Here is an 18,747-nt window from a genome sequence, read left to right as displayed (position 1 = left end):
TGATTTGGAGAAATATAAAGACTCCTTTGATATTCTTTATTTAGAAGGAGGAATATTACACTACTTTAATGATATTGATAAATTTATGGCTATTCTTTTTTTAATTCTTAAAAGTGGTGGAAAAATGATTTTAAGTGACTATCATCCAATAAAAAGGTGTATAGGATCTGACTTAAAATATACTCCTAATTATTTTGATAGTGAATTTCATAATGGAGAATTAGCTTATAAACAGTATTTCGAGAAGTCAGAACAACAAAAATTCCCTGATGTATGTATAAGGCATTATACATTAAGCGAAATAATCAATTCGGTTCTAAACGCAGGCTTTACGTTAAATAGCTTTGACGAACATCGTGGATGGAATAATGAAAATATACCTTGGGAATTCACAATTTTGGCTATGAAATAAATTGTTGTTTGTTCAACTAAAGGGTGCTTTAATTGAATAAGCTCCATGATCAACGGACCTTAAATATGCACCTTTTTATACATAGGCAGTATATTTAAGGTCCTTTAATATACAGAAAATATACTGCCATTTCATACATGAATTAAATGCCAAATACACTGGAAAAGAAAAGCAATGGTGTCTTTACAATACCACTGCTTTTCTTTTTGTTTAACGTCTACGTTTATTGTATAGGGTAGAGTTAGTAGTTCGTTTCCTTGTTTTATCAAATTCAATAAATACATTAACGAAACGTTCATCAATTTCATTTACTTGTATTACTTTACCTCGACGACCTTTAATTTTAATCGGTTGATCCACCGGTGGAATGTTTTCTAATAATTGAATTAAAATATTTTCCTTTCCTTCATAAAAATGAACTACTTTCATCTTAATTCCCCCAGAAAAGTAAAAAGTTTCAGCAACACATCATATGCAGGATTATAAGTATTTGACACATTCAACAACAATCCGAACACTTGTTCTTGTTTGGTTTATATTGTATAATGTTTAAAAAGATACAAATTTTCATTCTTATATTAAGGGGGATGAAAATGCCTAGGAAGCCTGGAATTACTGATGAATATATAATAAGAATGTATAAAAGTGGTTTGCCATATAAGAAAATGGTACAAATAACGGGTTTATCCGATCGAGCAATTCGAAATGTGTTATACAAACATAATATTGAAATGAATAGGGAGCAATCTTCTGGGCAGCCGAGAAAACATAAGGTAAATGAAAACTTTTTTAAATCTTGGAGTCATGAAATGGCTTGGGTATTAGGATTATTAATTACTGATGGTACGATTAGCCAAAATTCAATAGTTTTTTCACAAAAAGATACAAAGATATTAAGGTTAATTGCAAAATTTATGAATGCTGACGAAACCATTTATGAACCAACAGGATCTAGGACAACATCAATATTAGTTATTAATTCTAAAACCATTGTAAAGGATTTAGAGTCTTTTGGAATTTTTGCAAACAAATCATTAAACGTACCATTTCCAGAAGTGCCTAATGAATACTTGCCATCATTTGTTAGAGGTATAATAGATGGAGACGGCTGGGTACAAAAAACTGGATATGTTATGAATGTTACAACCGGCAGTAAGCAGTTTGCTGAGAAATTATTAGAAATATTCAAATCATGGCAATTACGTTGCGAAATTACAATTGAAAAAACAAAAAATAACAAACCTATTTATCGTGTTTGGGTAAAAGGTAAAAATGATTTACCCAAACTAGCAAAAATCATTTATACAAATATAGTAAACGATAACTATGTTGATTATAAGCGATTAAGAATGCAAGTTCATAGCAATCAAATTAAAAATACATAAGGAGATGAAAATAATGTTTAAAAAAGGAGATAACGGTTTAATCAACTTAACCGATGAATCAAGGATAAAATTTAGAACAAGCATAAGTAATTCATTATTAGAGCAATTAAAGGAAATGGCAGATCAAAATAATACATATGTAAATTATTTACTTGAAAATGGTATGCAAAATTTACTTAAGGATGGTGTTATCATATACGACAAAAAAACACGTCCAAAAGATCGTATACAATATAAAACTTCTTATGATAAAAATTTATTAGCATCAATTAGAAAGATTGCAAAAGAACATGATTTATTTATTAATGACGTAATTGAATATAGTACAAAGTATATTGATTTAAATAATGTAAAGAAAAGAAATCACCGGTATAGGGTAGTAAAGTAATTTACTACCTTTTTTCATTTTGACTCCCCTAACATAATATTAATTATGAGAAGTAAACAAAAATAATAAAAATCCGTCTCAATATCTAAGTATACTTGCTTTTTTGAGACGGAAAAATTTAAAATTAAAATCACTACTAATTTGTATTAATTAGTTTTTACTATCAAACTTAATATTATCTTTCAGAGTTGAAATTTTAATTCATTTAGTTCAGTTAAATTATCTAGAACACCCATATAAATTCTTTAATTTGAATCATTTATGTGTATCATAAATAAACAATTTAATACGGAGAAAAATATTTTTTTACGTACATTTCGGTAATCTGTATATTCAAATATAAACTTTATAAACATAAAATTTAATATACTTTTTATTTATTCATTACAAAACAATTTACTTATCTGATTATTAACTTCAATTAACTAATTTCAAAATTTCATCTAGTTAACATAATATTATTATTGGACCTTATTTCTTTTTCCATTCCAAAAGTTCAATTCGATTTCCAAACGGATCATGAACGTAGATTCTATTTGCTCCTGGTAATAAAAAATCCTCTTTAAAAGGAACTGATTTTTCATTTAAAATTTGTTTCGTTTTCTCTAAATCTTCGACTACAAACGCAGGATGGGCTTTTTTTGCAGGTATAAACGGTTCTTCAATTCCAATATGAAGATTTATTACACCATTAGAAAACCATACTCCACCGTTCTTTTCTAAAGTTTCAGGTCTCTTAACAACTGGGAGTCCTAAAATACCATTGTAAAATTCAATCGCTTTAGACTCTGAACCCTTTGGTGCAGCTAATTGCACGTGATCTAATGATACTAATGCTACAGTCATTGCAATCCCCCTCCCTTATCTCTTCACTTAATATTATAGTATATTGTATTATATAAGTTAATTTAATGTTTTTTTATAATAAACTATAATATTATGTAATTATTGTCAAAGAAATTCACCTTCAGCTTTTAGTTAAACTGAAGGTGAAGAATTTATAATACTCTAAACGAATATACTCGATGATTTTTTATATTTTATTAATAACTTTCTCGGTGTACCAACATATTTTGATTGATTAAATTGTTGATAATCAGATTCAATGTTCACATAAATTGGTGCATCTAACAGCCATGGGAAGTCTTTATAAAATTTTAAATCTCCTAATACGATAATCGTTAAGTATTTCTCTAAATATTTTTCTAAAATGTTAGATTGCAATTCCTCTGGTAATGTATTCATATTCAATGTAACAGTTAATAAATAAAATCCTAGTTGATAGGTCCAGACTGCTAACAACTCGTGATATTCTTCCTCATATGTTTGATTATCGAAACAATCACCAATCGATACCATAATATCATTGGAATCCTTAGTATGAACTAATGTATAACGTCTCCCATCCACAGGACGAAATGGTGTTGCAGGAGGTAATATTGTAATGCTAATGTTGGATGAATCCAAATTTTTCATCCCATTACCCCTTTCCGTATCAAGTTTAGTATTATATTGTATGTTTAATTGTGATGTTTTGACACGGATACATCACCACTTGTAAAAAACAAAATAAAAAAGGCCAAACCGTCAAGTTTAACCTAAAATTAAAAATGTTAAGATTTTTCTTTTTACAAATTGATATACGTTTTTAGTATAATTTATTTGCAATATTTATCGTTATACAACAAGCAATTTTTCCGCTTCATTTTCACTAATTTCTTTACTCATGCTAATTTCTTTTATTAAAAATGAATGTACTTTCGTTAGAAGTGTCTTTTCATTCGCGTTTAAAGGCTTTTCCTTACTTTTTTCAGTTAAATATTTATAAACAAGACAGTTGTCTTTTATGTCTCCACCTTTAATTTTTTCCATTATTAATTGATATTTATCTTTCCATGGCATATCAATTTCAATATCTTTTTTCGGTAATTCAGATAAAATTTGATTTATAGTATATTTATCTGTAATAGGTCGTAAACCTAATTGTTCTGCTTTATCAACAGGAATCATAGCATTCATATTACTTGCTGGTATGTGGATCAAATAATAGTTTTGAACTTTACCTAATACTTCTTTTTCCTCAATTCCTTCAATGATTCCAACACCGTTCATAGGATAAAAAACTCTTTCACCAATTTTAAACAATCATATCCCTCCTAACGTTATAAATCCATTATAACACAGTTGGAGAAATATTGTAAAATATATTAATATACTATCTTTAAACGATGTTGTCAATACATATGTCATATTAATTGAAAGTTTATTAAATTGAAGCGAAGTGAAGTCAAATTAAGCAAATGCAAAAAAAGCTGACAAAATGGAAATTTGAGATTCAAATAACCACTTTGTCAGCAAAGTTAATTACGATTCAATATTACCTTCTTTTTCATTAACAAGTTTAGTAGGCTCTTTGTTAACGACCCGGATAGTTGTTACGGCACCCGCTTCGTCTTCATCCATAAAGAATGAACCGTTAGAATACCGATCATTAAGCCTTAAACTTTTAACTTCAATTTGTTCACGAGCGTTTTTTTCAGAAATAATTTCAATAATCTCTTCATCATTAACTATTTCAAAGCCAATTACACGATGTGGATTTGATTTTAGTTCTCGTAGCATAAGCAAACCACGTTTTGCCCGTGATAAAACATCAAATTCATTAATAGCCATACGTTTAACTGCACCACGCTGTGTAGCTAAAACAATCGATTCCTTTTCTGAATCTGTAATTATATTACCAGAAGTAACAAAATCATTATCTTTTAGATTTATTCCTTTTACACCTGCTGCACGAACACCGATTGGGTTTACTTCTTCACTTAAGAAACGAAGACCATAGCCTTGATAAGTACTTAAGAATATTTCAACATCATCATTATCTAATAGATGAACATCAACTAACTCATCATCATCTTTTAAATTTGTAGCAATGAGTGGACGTGAGTAACGTTGAGCTTTATATAATTGCAATTCTGATTTTTTTACCATGCCGTGTTTTGTTACGAAGAACAAATATTTCGGTTGGTCAAAATCTTTTACAGGAATAACAGAAATGATCTGTTCGTCACTTTCAATTGGACGTAGAGTTGAGATGTGTTGCCCTAAATCTTTCCAACGTTTTTCAGGAATTTCATGGACAGGTAAATATAGATAATTTCCTTTATTCGTAAACAATAACAGGACATCCATTGTATTTATTTCATAAAATGCGAGTACATGATCTGTTTCTTTCATACCATGATCTTCAATACTTGATGCACTATAAGAACGGAGACTAGTTTGTTTTACATAGCCATCATTCGTAACTGTAACTATTACATCTTCGCTAGCTACAAGCGCTTCAATACTGATTTTAAGTTCAGAAACCTTTTCTTCGATTTTTGAACGTCTTTCATCTGCATATTTTTTCTTAATTTCTTTTAACTCTTTAATAATTACTTTTTCTAATTTAGTTTCATTAGCTAAAATTTCATTTAGTTCATCTATAAATTTACTTAATTCATCCATTTCCTTTTGTAATTGGGTGATATCTGTATTCGTTAATCGATAAAGTTGTAAGGAAACGATTGCTTCCGCTTGAGCTTCTGTAAATTCGTATTTTGCAATTAAATTATTTTTTGCATCCCGTTTATCTTTAGATGCGCGGATTGTTGCGATTACATCATCTAAAATAGATATTGCTCGAATTAAACCTTCAACAACGTGAAGCCGTTCTTTTGCTTTACGTAAATCATATTGAGAACGTTTTGTTATTACATCTTTTTGATGGTCGATATATGCATCTAGTAAATCTAACAATCCCATTAGTTTAGGGCGTCGATTGTAAATTGCGACCATATTAAAATTATATGTTACTTGTAGATCCGTATTTTTATATAAATAGTTTAAAATCCCTACACTATCGGCATTCTTTCTAAGTTCAACGACAACTCTTAATCCTGTACGGTCTGTTTCATCGCGAACTTCAGAAATTCCTTCTACTTTTCGATCTAAACGAATTTCATCGATTTTTTTCACCATTTGTGCTTTATTAACGTCATACGGAATTTCAGTAATAACTATTTGTTCTCTTCCGCCTCGAATCATCTCAATTTCAGCTTTTCCACGTACAATAATTTTCCCTCGTCCTGTTTCATATGCTTTCTTTATTCCCTCAACACCTTGAATAATAGCACCTGTTGGAAAATCAGGACCTTTAATAATTTTCATTAAATCATCAACGGTGGAATTAGGGTTTTGCATACGATAAATAGCGCCGTCAATAACTTCAGCTAAGTTATGAGGTGGAATATCTGTCGCATAACCCGCAGAAATGCCTGTAGAACCGTTCAAAAGCAAATTCGGAAGTCTTGCAGGTAATACAACAGGCTCATCCTCAGTATCATCAAAGTTTGGTATCCAATCAACGGTTTCTTTTTCGATATCACGTAAAAGTTCAGTACTAATCTTGGATAGTCTAGCCTCCGTGTAACGCATTGCTGCAGGTGAATCTCCGTCAATACTACCGTTATTACCGTGCATTTCAATTAAAACGTTACGCATTTTCCAGTCTTGGCTAAGGCGTACCATCGCATCATAAACGGAAGTATCACCATGGGGATGATAATTACCGATTACGTTACCAACAGTTTTCGCGGATTTACGGAACGGTTTTTCTGATGTATTACCTGCAACGTGCATTGCATATAAAATCCGGCGTTGTACCGGTTTCAATCCATCCCGTGCATCAGGCAGGGCCCGATCTTGAATTATATATTTACTATAACGTCCAAAACGATCGCCAAAGACGTCTTCCAGAGGCATCTCAATTAAATGTTCTTCTCGTTTTGCTGACATTATTTGTTCACCTCATTTGCATTAAACTGCTCAATCTGGATGTTTTGATTATCTAAAATACTCCCGTCTTCTTCCAAACCGAAATTCACATTCGATTCAATCCATTTACGACGAGGCTCAACCTTATCACCCATTAATGTAGTGATTCGTTTGTCTGCTCTTGTAAAATCATCGATACGAACACGAATTAATGTTCGTGTTTCTGGATTCATCGTCGTTTCCCATAATTGGTCAGCATTCATTTCACCTAGACCTTTATATCTTTGAATAACATAACCTTTACCGAACTTTTTCAACACTTTTTGAAGCTCCTCGTCAGTCCAGGCGTATTCAATTTTTTCATTTTTCCCGCTTCCTTTGCTCACTTTATATAAAGGAGGCATCGCTATATATACTTTTCCAGCTTCAATTAAAGGTCTCATATAACGATAGAAGAATGTCAGTAACAATATTTGAATATGAGCACCGTCTGTATCAGCGTCGGTCATAATAATAACTTTATCGTAATTTGATTCTTCAACATCAAAGTCTGCGCCAACACCTGCTCCAATAGTATAAATAATCGTATTAATTTCTTCGTTTTTCATAATATCAGCAAGTTTTGCTTTTTCTGTATTAATTACTTTACCTCGTAAAGGTAATACTGCTTGAAAACGACGATCACGACCTTGTTTTGCCGAACCACCAGCAGAATCACCCTCCACTAAGAAAAGTTCATTTCGTTCTGGATTTTTTGATTGTGCAGGGGTAAGTTTCCCAGATAAAAGTGTTTCAGATCTTTTCCGTTTTTTACCAGAACGTGCTTCTTCCCGCGCTTTTCTTGCTGCTTCTCGCGCTTGTTGTGCTTTTATAGCCTTTTTCACGAGCATAGTACTTATTTCTGTATTCTCTTGTAAATAAAAGGACAACTGTTCCATTACAACTGATTCAACTGCTGTTCTTGCTTCATTTGTACCAAGCTTACCCTTCGTTTGCCCTTCAAATTGTAAAATATTTTCTGGAATTCGAACAGAAATAATAGCAGATAATCCTTCTCTGACATCTGCACCGTCTAAGTTTTTATCTTTTTCTTTTAATAAATTCATTTGCCGTGCATATTCATTGAACGCTTTCGTCATAGCTGATTTTGCACCGGATTCATGGGTTCCCCCATCATTTGTACGAACATTGTTAACGAAGGATAACATGTTTTCTGAATATCCATCATGAAACTGGAAAGCAAACTCAATTTCAATATCGTTTTGTTTTCCTTCAAAACTAACGACTGGATGGATGGCCTCTTTATCTTCATTTAAATATTCAATAAATGCCTCTAAACCAGTATCGTATTGGAAAACTTCTGACTTATCTTCGCGTTCATCGATTAATTCAATTTTTAATCCTTTTATTAAAAATGCAGACTCTTGTAATCTTTCACTTAACAATTCGTACTTGAAAACTGTAGTGGAAAAAATTGTAGAATCTGGTTTAAAATGAATCGCCGTTCCAGTTTCTCTTGTTTTACCGATTTTTTCTAATGTTGTAACCGGTTTACCACCATTTTCAAATCGTTGTTGATAAATAAATCCATCTCGTTTAATTGTTACAACTAAAAACTCAGATAAAGCATTTACAACGGAAGCACCAACACCATGCAATCCTCCACTCGTTTTATAACCGCCTTGCCCGAACTTTCCACCTGCATGTAGTACAGTGAAAATTACTTCTGGTGTTGGTTTACCAGATTTATGCATACCGACCGGCATTCCTCGTCCATGGTCGATTACCGTTATACTATTGTCTTTATGTATTTTTACGATAATGTGATCACCAAATCCAGAAAGAACTTCATCGACAGCATTGTCAACGATTTCATATACTAAATGATGCAAACCTCTCGCATCAGTACTACCGATATACATTCCCGGACGTTTTCGAACTGCCTCAAGACCTTCCAGGACCTGGATGGAATCATCATTATATTCAATTGGTTGATTATTCGCCACAACCATTCCCCTTTCAAATAAAAAGTAATGCTAATTATAAAGTAAACAAACATCCTTGTCGAATCGAAAAGTTAACAGAACGCTCGTTTGTATCCACTTCATTATAAACTGTATTTTTAAGTTTTGTCCACATTCCGTTGAAACAAAGCTTGATTTTAAAGGAATTTTCGACAAATTTTCGAAAAAAAAAGCAATCAGCATTTCGCCAATTGCTTATCGGTTACATTTTTTATGCTTTATCTTTCGTTAGTGCATGAATTACTTTTATACAAGCATCCATAATGACTGTGTAACCTTTATCCTTTAAAAATTGATAGGCTTCCTCATTTACTACACCTTGTTGAGCCCAAAATACATCAGCGTCTACTTCATCAAATTCTTTCGCTATCTCAGGTAAGTACTCACTTCTGCGAAATATATTAACAATGTCAATATGCCCTTCAATATCTTTTAGTGATTTAACCGCTTTCACGCCTAATGCTTCATCAATAACTGGATTTACTGGGATTATCTCATAACCAGCATCTTGCATCGCTTTAGAAACTTGATTGGAAGTTCGTTCCGGATTATTACTTAAACCTACGACTGCAATTCGTTTCGATTTTTTTAAAATCTCTCCCATTTCTTCTAAACTTGGATTTTGAACCATTTTTAAACCTCCATTTATATGCATAACTACTTCTAATTAGCTTCATCTTACTATATAATCGTGGACTTTTCAAAAACTTTAAAAGTAATAATCTCATTTAACATACACTTGTCTATACAAAAATCACTGTTTTTACATAGAGTAAAATATCAAGTTTTTAAGAAGGGGTGAAATAAAATTGAGTAAAGAGAATAAAGGTATTCGATTGCCAGAATCACAAAGAGAATTAGTGAACTTAGTTGTGAAAAAGACTTTAGAAAGACATAAAGTTAAATCGAATGAACAATTATCACCAGAAGATAAAAAGGAAATCCGTACTATATATAATAAGTTACAATCCGAGGTAAATGAGTTTTTAAAAGCATCTGGTCAACCTGAGTTACCTATCATAAATCATATTGAAGATGAAGAAGGAAATAAAAGGAACAGAAGAGCAAAAAGGGGCAGAAAACTTCGGTAACTTGTCTCTATCAATCCTCTTAAATAAGCATATTGTATAGTAAATGCGAAAAAGGAGGAATTTAATTGAATCAAGAAGTTTATCGAGCTGATTTAGAAAATTCGAATAGTAGTAATAATACTAGATGGAATGCACTAGATCCAAATAGTGTTCATCCATTAAGCCGTTGTTTTGGTGATAATGAAGATGTCGTACAAGACAATGTACAAAAAGTAAAAGAATTCCAATATTCCGAGGAATGGATTTTCATTAAAGACTCATGTGAAGTAGATGTTGAAACAACAGACACGAAGATCGCTCTATCATTAGTAGCATCTTTAAATGCATTTATCACAGCCATTATTGAAATTTCGATTTTATCAAGTAGTGATGCAGAAGATGTTAAACAATCAATTTTCCAATCGACAGGTATAAAACAAGTAAATATTCAAAAAACTATTATCGAAAATTCAAAAGATGTAAAAGTACACACTACTGATACAAACATCGCAATTAACATCCAAATTTTATTACAAATTGCCCTTGCCCTACTCATTAATTTAGATATACTATAGATTTTGTTTATGTGGCTGACATTTCACTCTTGTCAGCCTGTCTTTATTATGAATACGATTTAAAAATTACGACCTACTTTTAATACTTAATTTTAATTATCAACTTTTTTCTTCTATATTTTTATTGTATCATTATGTATAATCTATTTGATGAATTAGTAAAAAGGTGAGGTACTAATAATGATTACTGGATTGATAATCGTTTTATCATACTTAATTGGCTCGATTCCTTCAGGGCTATTAATTGGCAAAATTTTTTATAAAACAGATATTCGTGAACATGGAAGTGGCAATCTTGGCGCCACAAATACATTTCGTGTCTTAGGTAAAAAAGCAGGTATTGTCGTAATGGTCATGGATATTTTAAAAGGAACTTTAGCAACAGCGCTTCCTAGTTTATTTAACGTATTCGGACTTACGATGGAATGGAATATACATATATTAATCGTCGGCTTATTTGCTACAGTTGGACATATGTTTCCTATCTTTGCAGGTTTTCGTGGTGGGAAAGCTGTCGCAACTTCAGGTGGTGTTATGCTCTACTATGATCCAATATTTTTCCTGATTTTAGTAGCAGCATTCTTAATTTCATTGTATTTATCAAAATATGTATCCCTTTCATCAATGGTAGCTGCTGTTGTTGCGATAATCTACTCATTATTTACATTAGATCCTATTTTCATTATCGTCGTATTGTTATTAGCAGGGTTTATTATTTATCGCCATCGTGACAATATTAAACGAATTAGAGATAAAACGGAACCGAAAGTAAAATGGTTTTAAAGTTAAGGGGCATGTCTTAATGACAGCCCCTTTTTTCACTTATTTCTCACCATCACCAGAAACTTCCACCGCTTCACTATTTTCCCAAAAATATTCAGCAAATACTTCCGCTAAAACATCCGCCGTATTATACAATTCGTCTAGTGTATTATCTACACCACCTATTTCAATAATCAAGGAATGGGAAGAAAGATCTTGGTTGTAAACACCATTCCCTTTTGATTTATCTTTCTTAACGACTCCTCGTGATATACCTGGATATTTTTCTTCTAAGCTTTGATGTAATTCATTGGCAAATTTTTCATTTTCCTTATAATTTGGATGGCTAGCACCGACAACGAAATATAATCGTGCATATGTTTTACCGTTTATAGTCGTTGTAGTTGTTTTTCTAGGAGCGCTATCGCGGTGAATGTCTAATAAGTATATATAATCCTTGTTTTGTGCTATAGCTTCCTTCACCACATCTCTAGAAGCTTCATATGATCTTCCATATTTCCAACCCCGCTCATTTAAAATTGTTGCGATATCTGTTTTATCAACATATGTGCCAATACCGTATTCTAATAGTTTATTTCCGAAGCGTTCGCCAACCATTGTTATATTCACTTCTTTATGTTGCGCTGTATTCGAGTTAGTTGAATCTTTTAAATGGGGGATAAACGACTCCCGGTTATGAGAGTGATAAATGAATACTGTATTTTTATCAGGTCTATCAACGGGAGGTTTAGGTGTTTCTTCATCAATACTACCTAAACTTTCTTCATTCACTTCCCGATCCTTTAATAATTCTTCTATAGGTGGTGATGATTCGATAGGAAGATTCGTAAAATCAGTTCCTTCACCAGCAACGATTATTTCTGAAGTCATTGCATATAAACCTGGAATCTCATCATAAATTAAGCTTCGAACATCTTTTATATTTATATTTGTTGCTACTTTGATTACATTTGATAATAAACCGAAATCTTCTTCCTCAATATATTTTGAATAATAATGGTTTTCAGCTGCAACCATTCTCATGAAAATGCTAGCATTGTCTTTACCATTCTCACCATAATCAAGTATGATAGAAAAGAACAAACTAGTTTGGCTTGCGACAATTGTTCCGATAATTGCGAAGATTGATATGGAGAAAAATATTACTTTAACGACTATTTTCATTTTATCCCACCTATTAGTCTACTCTTTACTAATAGGTATGATAGATTTATAAATTTTAGAAGAAAAAATTAGCCTATATATTCGAAAACTTGACTAAGTATAGTAACTTCATATAAAATTAATAACGTTTGTTAACGGATTTTTTACAAATAGAGGAGCAGTAAAATGTTTGATTTGATCTTCGATAGTTACCAAGAAATTATTATATATACTACATATATTAATGTATTTATCTATTTGTTCTTAACAATTACATATTCATATCTTTACGCTTTTCGTTATCATCAACAACCAAAAATAAAAACAGTTCGACAAACTCATATTTTGTCAACTCCTATTCGGAATTACTTAGTAACAAGATCTATAGATCAAATCATTCATTGGTTACCAATATCAATTCGCCGTTTAGACAGAAAAAATGAAGATGATGATTATTCTTCTTCAAATGTGTCAAGAATGGAAATGTATTTTTAGAGGAGGAATAATCTTGAAGAAACATAAAAAAATTATTTTAGGAAGCCTATATATTCTTGCTATTCTTATGCTTTCAGGATGTGCTGCAGCAGAAACAGAAGGACACTGGTTCCACGATTATTTAGTTTATCCGTTTATCGTTGTATTAAAAACATTAGGTGAATTTTTCGGTAATAGTTACGGATTAGCTATTATTACAATTACAATCATTTTAAGAGCTCTTTTACTTCCGTTCGCATTAAATATGGCGAAAAAGCAAGTAATTATGCGTGAAAAAATGCAAGTAATGAAACCGGAATTGGATGAGATTCAAAAACGGTTAAAACAAGCAAAGAATAAAGAAGAGCAAATGAAAATTCAACAAGAAATGCTCCAACTCTATCAAAAGCATGATTTTAATCCATTGAATATGGGATGTTTACCGATTTTATTACAAATCCCAATCTGGATGGGCTTATACTATGCCATTCGTCTATCAGATGAGATTAGTAATCATACATTCCTATGGTTTAATTTAGGTCAAACAGATATTATTATGGCAATCATTGCAGGTATTGCTTATTACTTCCAATTTAAAGTAACAATGGCAATGATGCCACAAGCAACTGCAATGCCTGGTTTATCGGAAGAACAAGTGATGCAACAACAATCAATGCAAAAAATGATGGGAATTCTTTCACCAGTAATGATTTTCATTGCCTCAATGGCTACAGCATCTGCTTTATCTTTATATTGGGCGGTAAGTGGAATTTTCTTAATTGGACAAACATATATTACTCGTAAAATGTATCCTATTCCAGTTCCACAAGCAGTTGAAACAGCTGGATCTCAAAGTTCAAATTATAAACATCACCATGGAACTAAGAAGAAAAAGAGAAAATAAGAATTTACTAAAAAACAGGAATCGATATTGATTCCTGTTTTCATTCTTCTTCAACAATAACTTGTTTGGTTGGCATAATATGCATTCCTCGTGCTGTTACATGGGATTGGACATGATAAACACCAGGTTCTTCGAAAACTTTTTTTATAGAGTATATTCCGTCACGATATTCCGTGTAATCAATCATTTCACTATTTTCTTTGTCATTTTCTACCCAAATCTCAAATACAACTTCATAGGCATCATCTACATTTTCTTCACCTTGTGTAACATGGGCTTTAATTTCAATTGATTCTCCAAGCGCAGCCTTTTCTGGTAGTATTAATTCTACATTCAACGGTTCAGGCATTTCGTCTATGTTTTCTTCTGCATCACCTGTACTTGAACTTACTTCTTGCTTTTGATCACAACCCGAAATAAGGAAAACGACAAATATTAGTAGAACTACTGCTCGAAGATTTTTCACATACATCCAACCTTCCCCTTTATTTTTTACAATAATAATACCATTTTTACAAATATTTGCAAATATTATGAATGCACAATCGCTTTGTCGTTTTCTGTAAATTTTTGTTGTTATAACAAATTCCCTTTAGTTATTACTTAAATACAATTACTCAGTAAGTAACTATGTTTTGAAAATATATTAAAAAAGCAAAAGACAAATTAATTGTCTTTTGCTTTAAAAAATGGTGAAGATCCTAGTAATCCTTCCGCTTCTAGTATTCGTTTTTCCCATTCTCCGATTAAATCAAAGTGTGAATAGCCCTCTTTTCGATAATCGATCCATTCTTTTTTCAATCCATACTTTTTACCCCATTGGACTAACTTATCTATATCTTTACATCCAACTTTTGTTACTGTTTTTACATCAGGAAAACGTTCATCATACCAATAGTGAGTTAAAAAGGCGATCTCACCCGCATCTATCTTTCTTTTCCACTCATTTAATTGATTTCTCGTAATACCAAAGGCCATGCTTTTTCCCCTTTCAAACTCGCACAGAAAAACTCACTTTTTCAATGCCTTTAAATAAGCTTCATGCCATTCTGGGTGTGTTCTCCGAATAGAAACTGGTCGAAACGTATCTTTTTTTACACATACATGGGATGAAGTACCTGTAAATGCTAATTCACCCGTTTCTTTATATATTTCATAACCGTATCGAATTCTTAAACCATCGTAATGATCGAGCCAAGTTTTTACTGTGACAGTTTCCCCATACTTGCAAGACATTTTATACGATGCATGAATATCTAAAACGGGTGCTAAAATCCCATATTCTTCAAGTTCAGCATATTTAAAACCGAGATCTTCAATAAGATTTGTCCGTCCAATTTCCATCCATACTAAATAATTCGCATGATAAACAACACCCATTTGGTCTGTTTCTGCATATCGTACTTTAATTTGTGTTTCATTAACAATCATGTTGTTTACTCTCCCTTTTGTAAAGTCTTAATACTTTCCGATATATCCTCTTTCGTTATTCGATTTACTTCATTAGGATCTAAGTCTGTTTTTTGTTTCATTAAGCGGACAGCTTGTTGTTGAATCGCTTCGTGAATAAGATTTTCAGCAAAGCGGCCATTTCCTTTTGGTGGATTATTCGATAATTCATCACGTAAGAATTCAATTGCCTCTTCATCTAAAACATAAGCGTATCGTTTAACAAATAATTGCATAATTTGGATGAGTTCCTCAGTGGAGTAATCATCAAAATGGAAAAACTTTTTAAAGCGTGATTTTAGACCTGGGTTACTTTCCAATAACATATCCATTTCGTTAGGATAACCTGCTAAAATAATCACTAAATTTTCCCCATGCTTCGTCATTTCTTCAACTATTGTATCAACAACTTCTTTACCGTAATCAGCATTATTATCTCTAAATAATGAATAAGCCTCATCGATAAAGAGTACTCCACCTAAAGCTTCACGGATTTTCTTCTTCGTTTTAATCGCTGATTGTCCAACATATCCGGCAACAAAATCAGCACGCCCAGAAACGACGAGATGACCCCTTTTTAAAATGCCGACTTCTTTCAATAACTCCGCATAAATTTTTGCCAAGGTAGTTTTTCCGGTACCTGGATTACCAGTGAAAACAGAGTGTAATTGGATTGGTACGGACGGTAAACCTTGTTCACGTCTTATTTGTTGCATTTTAACAAAGGAAATATACGTTTGAACTGCTTCTTTAACTTCTTTTAATCCAATTAATTCATCCAATTTTTCCATTGGTGATTTTCGATCCAGTACATTACTTCTTTCCTTTTGGAAATCTTCTTTTACGAGGATTGAATAACGGAATAGTTCAGGTGTATCCGGCTCGATTCTTGTTCCTTTTCGGAATATAGCATCCATAATTAAATTTTGAACAGTCCGGGCATTACCGAACGTTGTATCGACACGTTCTTGTTCAATAAGATAACCTAGTTCCTTTTTCGCATCCTTCGTTAAAAGAAATTCATTATCAAAGGCTATTTTTTCACCGATTTGGATTAATTCTTCTAACGAATAATCTGGTAGTTCAATCATGTTTGATTGTGGAAATCGGCTTCTTAGACCTGGATTAGCATCTAAAAATTTCCTCATTTCTTCTGGATAACCGGCCATAATGACAGAGAATTTTCCACCGTATTCTTTACTCGTCATTAGCGAAACTAATGTATCAATTGCAGCTTGCCCGTAATCATTTCCTGATTGACCCGCACGCTTTAAACTATACGCTTCATCAATAAAGAGAACACCACCGATTGCTTTTTCGACAATATTTCTCACATTTTCTTCCGTTTGTCCGACAAAGGACCCTACTAGTTGAGCTCGATTAGTTTCAATTACTTCTTCTCGCGGTAAAACACCTAGCTCATGATATATTTTAGCGAATAAACGGGCTAATTTCGTTTTTCCGGTACCCGGATTACCTAAGATAATCATATTTAAGCTTAATTCATCAACTGCTTTAAAACCGGCTTCTTTACGATATTTTTGATACTTAATATAGTCATAAAATTGCTCGATTCGTTTTTTCACATTCGAAAGGCCAATCATTTGATTTAATTCTTGGATTGCTGTTGGAACGTTTTCTTCCATTGAGTCATTCGAAATTGTTTTCCATTCAGTTTTTAGTGAATTAATATTAAACACTGTTTCTTGTATTTGCTGGAATTGAGTCTTCGTATATAAAGCTCTTTTTGTTGTTTCATCGAAGTCATTAATAACTGAAAATAAAGTGACCATTTCGTCATGTAAGTTTTCATATAGTTCGATATATTGTTTGTAATGATTAAGTAGTGTCGTTTCATCCATTTTTTCAAGTGCATCAATTTCTTCTTGAAACTTAGCTACTTCATCATCATACTGATCAAGAAATTTTGTACATGTTTCTCTATACTTTTTAATCGTTAATTCTTGTTGAGTTCTCGTATCAAGTTCTCTTAATGGTGAAAATTCAATTTCATCAAGGAATGATTGCTTTTCTTTTAAGCGAAACTGACTTAAATAGATAAATGCTTGTTGGTTATTTGAATTGATATCACTCGCTTTTTCCATCCATCGTTTAGTAAAACTAGTCCGCATGCCTTTTTCTTCCAAAATTTTCCCTATTGAAACGAGCGAATCGGCTAATACATTTGGACTTTCATCTTTTAGTTCATTATAATTTTTTAAAATGTAATCTAACTTTTGATCGTATGGCAGATTTTCCAAATTTATATCAATCATTTTGTTTACTGTATTTTTCATATTTATCCCTTTTTCTTCTTAATTCTAGATATACTTGTATTATTCTATCATAAAATATACACCTTCGTCAGTTGTTTCTACTATAGGTTTGTTTGAGTAAGTAAAAGCACATAGAGTTTTTTATTTAATATAGATATCCTTACCATAAATAATAAAAATGAAAAAGGAAGGCATTCAATGCCTCCCATAAATTTAATTACTGTTGAGAGTGATATTCATCGCGAATTTCTTCACGCATTGCTTTTATACTTTCTCTTCTACGCTCATTTTTGGCCTCAATTTGTCTTTTTTGTTCTTCACTTGCAGTTTTCATTGATGCTTCAGCCTCATGAATATTTTCAATCGTATTTTGAACCATTTCTTGCAGCTTTTCTACGTTATCGGAACGGTCATCAGGATTAGGTTTGTGATGTGGTGTCACGATAAATCCTCCTTCTTATTGTCTGTTCACGTAAAACGTTATTCGCCTTTAGTTTGAATAACTTGAGGATGCTTACCTGATTGATCTTGCATTTTTTTACCTTTGTTTCCACCAAAGGATTTGGACTGGGTACCTAAATAATCTGGTTGATATTGTTGATGTGTGCGATGTTGTCTGCCCATTTCATCCCTCCTCAAGTATATTTTGCTTGTTCCGCATACTAATTATAAGCAGAAAAAAATGTAAACGGGTTAAACCGTTTACATTTAGGGGAGATTATTCAGCATTTCTAAGTTGTCTTTCTTCAATTTTTCTTTCAATTCTATCTAATTCTTCTTCGCTTTTTAATATTTCTAATTTATTTTCTCTCACTAATTCTTCAAAGGACATCTTTCTGTTTTTTTTCAATTTTCCCACACTCCTTTTATGTTTATTATATCTCTTAATATAACCAACTAGATGTCTAATTATGTCAAATTTTCGAAAAATAAATTTTAAACTGATAAAATTATGTATTTTAGCATAGTGCTAAAGATATAAGCGTGCTGTTTTCAATATAGTATAAATTAATACAATAACTCATAAACTTGAATATAAAGTGAAG

At 32.0% G+C, this 18,747-nt stretch carries 22 protein-coding genes; 7 read left to right on the top strand and 15 right to left on the bottom strand.

Annotation, left to right across the window (positions count from 1 at the left end):
- Positions 1-412: class I SAM-dependent methyltransferase (locus GW534_RS12730; RefSeq protein ID WP_161921391.1), on the top strand; the 412-nt coding region annotated here is incomplete at its 5' end.
- Positions 413-622: 210 nt separating this feature from the next.
- Here GW534_RS12730 and GW534_RS12725 read toward each other — a convergent pair.
- Complete coding sequence (locus GW534_RS12725; protein WP_161921390.1) at positions 623-841, bottom strand: hypothetical protein; 219 nt, start codon at positions 839-841, stop codon at positions 623-625.
- Between the two features lie 164 nt (positions 842-1,005).
- Here GW534_RS12725 and GW534_RS12720 point away from each other — a divergent pair, with 164 nt between their 5' ends.
- Both GW534_RS12720 and GW534_RS12715 read left to right on the top strand, forming a co-directional pair.
- Positions 1,006-1,797 (top strand): LAGLIDADG family homing endonuclease, encoded by a 792-nt coding sequence (locus GW534_RS12720; RefSeq protein ID WP_161921389.1) that lies wholly within the window; start codon positions 1,006-1,008, stop codon positions 1,795-1,797.
- A gap of 13 nt (positions 1,798-1,810) precedes the next feature.
- Positions 1,811-2,185: an rRNA methyltransferase gene (locus GW534_RS12715; RefSeq protein ID WP_161921388.1), complete on the top strand. Its 375-nt coding sequence runs from the start codon at positions 1,811-1,813 to the stop codon at positions 2,183-2,185.
- A gap of 471 nt (positions 2,186-2,656) precedes the next feature.
- Here GW534_RS12715 and GW534_RS12710 read toward each other — a convergent pair whose 3' ends face one another.
- From GW534_RS12710 to GW534_RS12685, 6 genes are all read right to left on the bottom strand, one after another.
- Entirely contained in the window at positions 2,657-3,031 is a 375-nt protein-coding gene (locus GW534_RS12710; RefSeq protein WP_161921387.1) for a VOC family protein, read from the bottom strand.
- Positions 3,032-3,193: 162 nt separating this feature from the next.
- Complete coding sequence (locus GW534_RS12705) at positions 3,194-3,661, bottom strand: staygreen family protein (protein ID WP_161921386.1); 468 nt, start codon at positions 3,659-3,661, stop codon at positions 3,194-3,196.
- Positions 3,662-3,862: 201 nt separating this feature from the next.
- On the bottom strand, positions 3,863-4,330 hold the full coding sequence (locus GW534_RS12700; protein ID WP_161921385.1) for a CarD family transcriptional regulator: 468 nt from the start codon (positions 4,328-4,330) through the stop codon (positions 3,863-3,865).
- 219 nt (positions 4,331-4,549) lie between these two features.
- Entirely contained in the window at positions 4,550-7,024 is a 2,475-nt protein-coding gene (parC, locus tag GW534_RS12695; protein WP_161921384.1) for a DNA topoisomerase IV subunit A, read from the bottom strand.
- On the bottom strand, positions 7,024-9,009 hold the full coding sequence (parE, locus tag GW534_RS12690) for a DNA topoisomerase IV subunit B (protein ID WP_312854670.1): 1,986 nt from the start codon (positions 9,007-9,009) through the stop codon (positions 7,024-7,026). The genes parC and parE overlap by 1 nt, the downstream gene beginning before the upstream one ends.
- Before the next feature lie 229 nt (positions 9,010-9,238).
- Positions 9,239-9,658: a CoA-binding protein gene (locus tag GW534_RS12685; RefSeq protein ID WP_161921382.1), complete on the bottom strand. Its 420-nt coding sequence runs from the start codon at positions 9,656-9,658 to the stop codon at positions 9,239-9,241.
- A gap of 178 nt (positions 9,659-9,836) precedes the next feature.
- Here GW534_RS12685 and GW534_RS12680 point away from each other — a divergent pair, with 178 nt between their 5' ends.
- From GW534_RS12680 to plsY, 3 genes are all read left to right on the top strand, one after another.
- Entirely contained in the window at positions 9,837-10,118 is a 282-nt protein-coding gene (locus GW534_RS12680; protein ID WP_161921381.1) for a hypothetical protein, read from the top strand.
- 65 nt (positions 10,119-10,183) lie between these two features.
- Positions 10,184-10,672, top strand: coding sequence for a spore coat protein (locus tag GW534_RS12675; RefSeq protein WP_161921380.1), 489 nt, complete (start codon positions 10,184-10,186; stop codon positions 10,670-10,672).
- Between the two features lie 180 nt (positions 10,673-10,852).
- Positions 10,853-11,455, top strand: coding sequence for a glycerol-3-phosphate 1-O-acyltransferase PlsY (plsY, locus tag GW534_RS12670; protein ID WP_161921379.1), 603 nt, complete (start codon positions 10,853-10,855; stop codon positions 11,453-11,455).
- Positions 11,456-11,494: 39 nt separating this feature from the next.
- Here the strand turns inward: plsY and spoIIP are convergent, their stop codons facing one another.
- On the bottom strand, positions 11,495-12,619 hold the full coding sequence (spoIIP, locus tag GW534_RS12665) for a stage II sporulation protein P (protein WP_161921378.1): 1,125 nt from the start codon (positions 12,617-12,619) through the stop codon (positions 11,495-11,497).
- Positions 12,620-13,106: 487 nt separating this feature from the next.
- Here spoIIP and yidC point away from each other — a divergent pair, with 487 nt between their 5' ends.
- Entirely contained in the window at positions 13,107-13,976 is an 870-nt protein-coding gene (gene yidC, locus GW534_RS12660) for a membrane protein insertase YidC (protein WP_246204133.1), read from the top strand.
- Positions 13,977-14,016: 40 nt separating this feature from the next.
- Here the strand turns inward: yidC and GW534_RS12655 are convergent, their stop codons facing one another.
- The 7 genes from GW534_RS12655 to GW534_RS12625 form a co-directional block, all read right to left on the bottom strand.
- Positions 14,017-14,448, bottom strand: a complete 432-nt coding sequence (locus GW534_RS12655; RefSeq protein ID WP_161921377.1) for a FixH family protein — start codon at positions 14,446-14,448, stop codon at positions 14,017-14,019.
- Positions 14,449-14,642: 194 nt separating this feature from the next.
- On the bottom strand, positions 14,643-14,954 hold the full coding sequence (locus GW534_RS12650) for a hypothetical protein (RefSeq protein WP_161921376.1): 312 nt from the start codon (positions 14,952-14,954) through the stop codon (positions 14,643-14,645).
- 33 nt (positions 14,955-14,987) lie between these two features.
- Positions 14,988-15,407 carry an acyl-CoA thioesterase gene (locus tag GW534_RS12645; protein WP_161921375.1) on the bottom strand — a complete coding sequence of 140 codons (420 nt, stop codon included), beginning with the start codon at positions 15,405-15,407 and terminating at the stop codon, positions 14,988-14,990.
- A gap of 5 nt (positions 15,408-15,412) precedes the next feature.
- Entirely contained in the window at positions 15,413-17,722 is a 2,310-nt protein-coding gene (locus GW534_RS12640) for an AAA family ATPase (RefSeq protein WP_161921374.1), read from the bottom strand.
- Positions 17,723-17,918: 196 nt separating this feature from the next.
- A complete protein-coding gene (gene tlp, locus GW534_RS12635) occupies positions 17,919-18,143 on the bottom strand; it encodes a small acid-soluble spore protein Tlp (protein WP_161921373.1) in 225 nt (74 codons plus the stop codon).
- A gap of 38 nt (positions 18,144-18,181) precedes the next feature.
- The gene (locus tag GW534_RS12630; protein WP_161921372.1) at positions 18,182-18,325 is read right to left on the bottom strand and encodes an acid-soluble spore protein N; all 144 of its coding nucleotides are present in this window, start codon (positions 18,323-18,325) and stop codon (positions 18,182-18,184) included.
- A 94-nt stretch (positions 18,326-18,419) separates the two neighbouring features.
- Positions 18,420-18,560: an FbpB family small basic protein gene (locus tag GW534_RS12625; protein WP_312854669.1), complete on the bottom strand. Its 141-nt coding sequence runs from the start codon at positions 18,558-18,560 to the stop codon at positions 18,420-18,422.
- Between the last annotated feature and the right edge of the window lie 187 nt (positions 18,561-18,747).

Source organism: Pallidibacillus pasinlerensis (genome assembly GCF_009996845.1).
Classification (GTDB): domain Bacteria; phylum Bacillota; class Bacilli; order Bacillales; family Caldibacillaceae; genus Pallidibacillus; species Pallidibacillus pasinlerensis.
The sequence above is the reverse complement of the archived record's forward strand: the minus strand, read 5'-3'. Positions and strand labels throughout refer to the sequence as shown.

What these genes read in the sequence shown, in the direction of transcription:
- GW534_RS12725 (WP_161921390.1), bottom strand. Translation starts at nt 841, where the DNA reads ATGAAAGTAGTTCATTTTTATGAAGGAAAGGAAAATATTTTAATTCAA.
- GW534_RS12720 (WP_161921389.1), top strand. Translation starts at nt 1,006, where the DNA reads ATGCCTAGGAAGCCTGGAATTACTGATGAATATATAATAAGAATGTAT.
- GW534_RS12715 (WP_161921388.1), top strand. Translation starts at nt 1,811, where the DNA reads ATGTTTAAAAAAGGAGATAACGGTTTAATCAACTTAACCGATGAATCA.
- GW534_RS12710 (WP_161921387.1), bottom strand. Translation starts at nt 3,031, where the DNA reads ATGACTGTAGCATTAGTATCATTAGATCACGTGCAATTAGCTGCACCA.
- GW534_RS12705 (WP_161921386.1), bottom strand. Translation starts at nt 3,661, where the DNA reads ATGAAAAATTTGGATTCATCCAACATTAGCATTACAATATTACCTCCT.
- parC (WP_161921384.1), bottom strand. Translation starts at nt 7,024, where the DNA reads ATGTCAGCAAAACGAGAAGAACATTTAATTGAGATGCCTCTGGAAGAC.
- GW534_RS12685 (WP_161921382.1), bottom strand. Translation starts at nt 9,658, where the DNA reads ATGGTTCAAAATCCAAGTTTAGAAGAAATGGGAGAGATTTTAAAAAAA.
- plsY (WP_161921379.1), top strand. Translation starts at nt 10,853, where the DNA reads ATGATTACTGGATTGATAATCGTTTTATCATACTTAATTGGCTCGATT.
- spoIIP (WP_161921378.1), bottom strand. Translation starts at nt 12,619, where the DNA reads ATGAAAATAGTCGTTAAAGTAATATTTTTCTCCATATCAATCTTCGCA.
- GW534_RS12655 (WP_161921377.1), bottom strand. Translation starts at nt 14,448, where the DNA reads ATGTATGTGAAAAATCTTCGAGCAGTAGTTCTACTAATATTTGTCGTT.
- GW534_RS12650 (WP_161921376.1), bottom strand. Translation starts at nt 14,954, where the DNA reads ATGGCCTTTGGTATTACGAGAAATCAATTAAATGAGTGGAAAAGAAAG.
- GW534_RS12645 (WP_161921375.1), bottom strand. Translation starts at nt 15,407, where the DNA reads ATGATTGTTAATGAAACACAAATTAAAGTACGATATGCAGAAACAGAC.
- GW534_RS12640 (WP_161921374.1), bottom strand. Translation starts at nt 17,722, where the DNA reads ATGAAAAATACAGTAAACAAAATGATTGATATAAATTTGGAAAATCTG.
- GW534_RS12630 (WP_161921372.1), bottom strand. Translation starts at nt 18,325, where the DNA reads ATGGGCAGACAACATCGCACACATCAACAATATCAACCAGATTATTTA.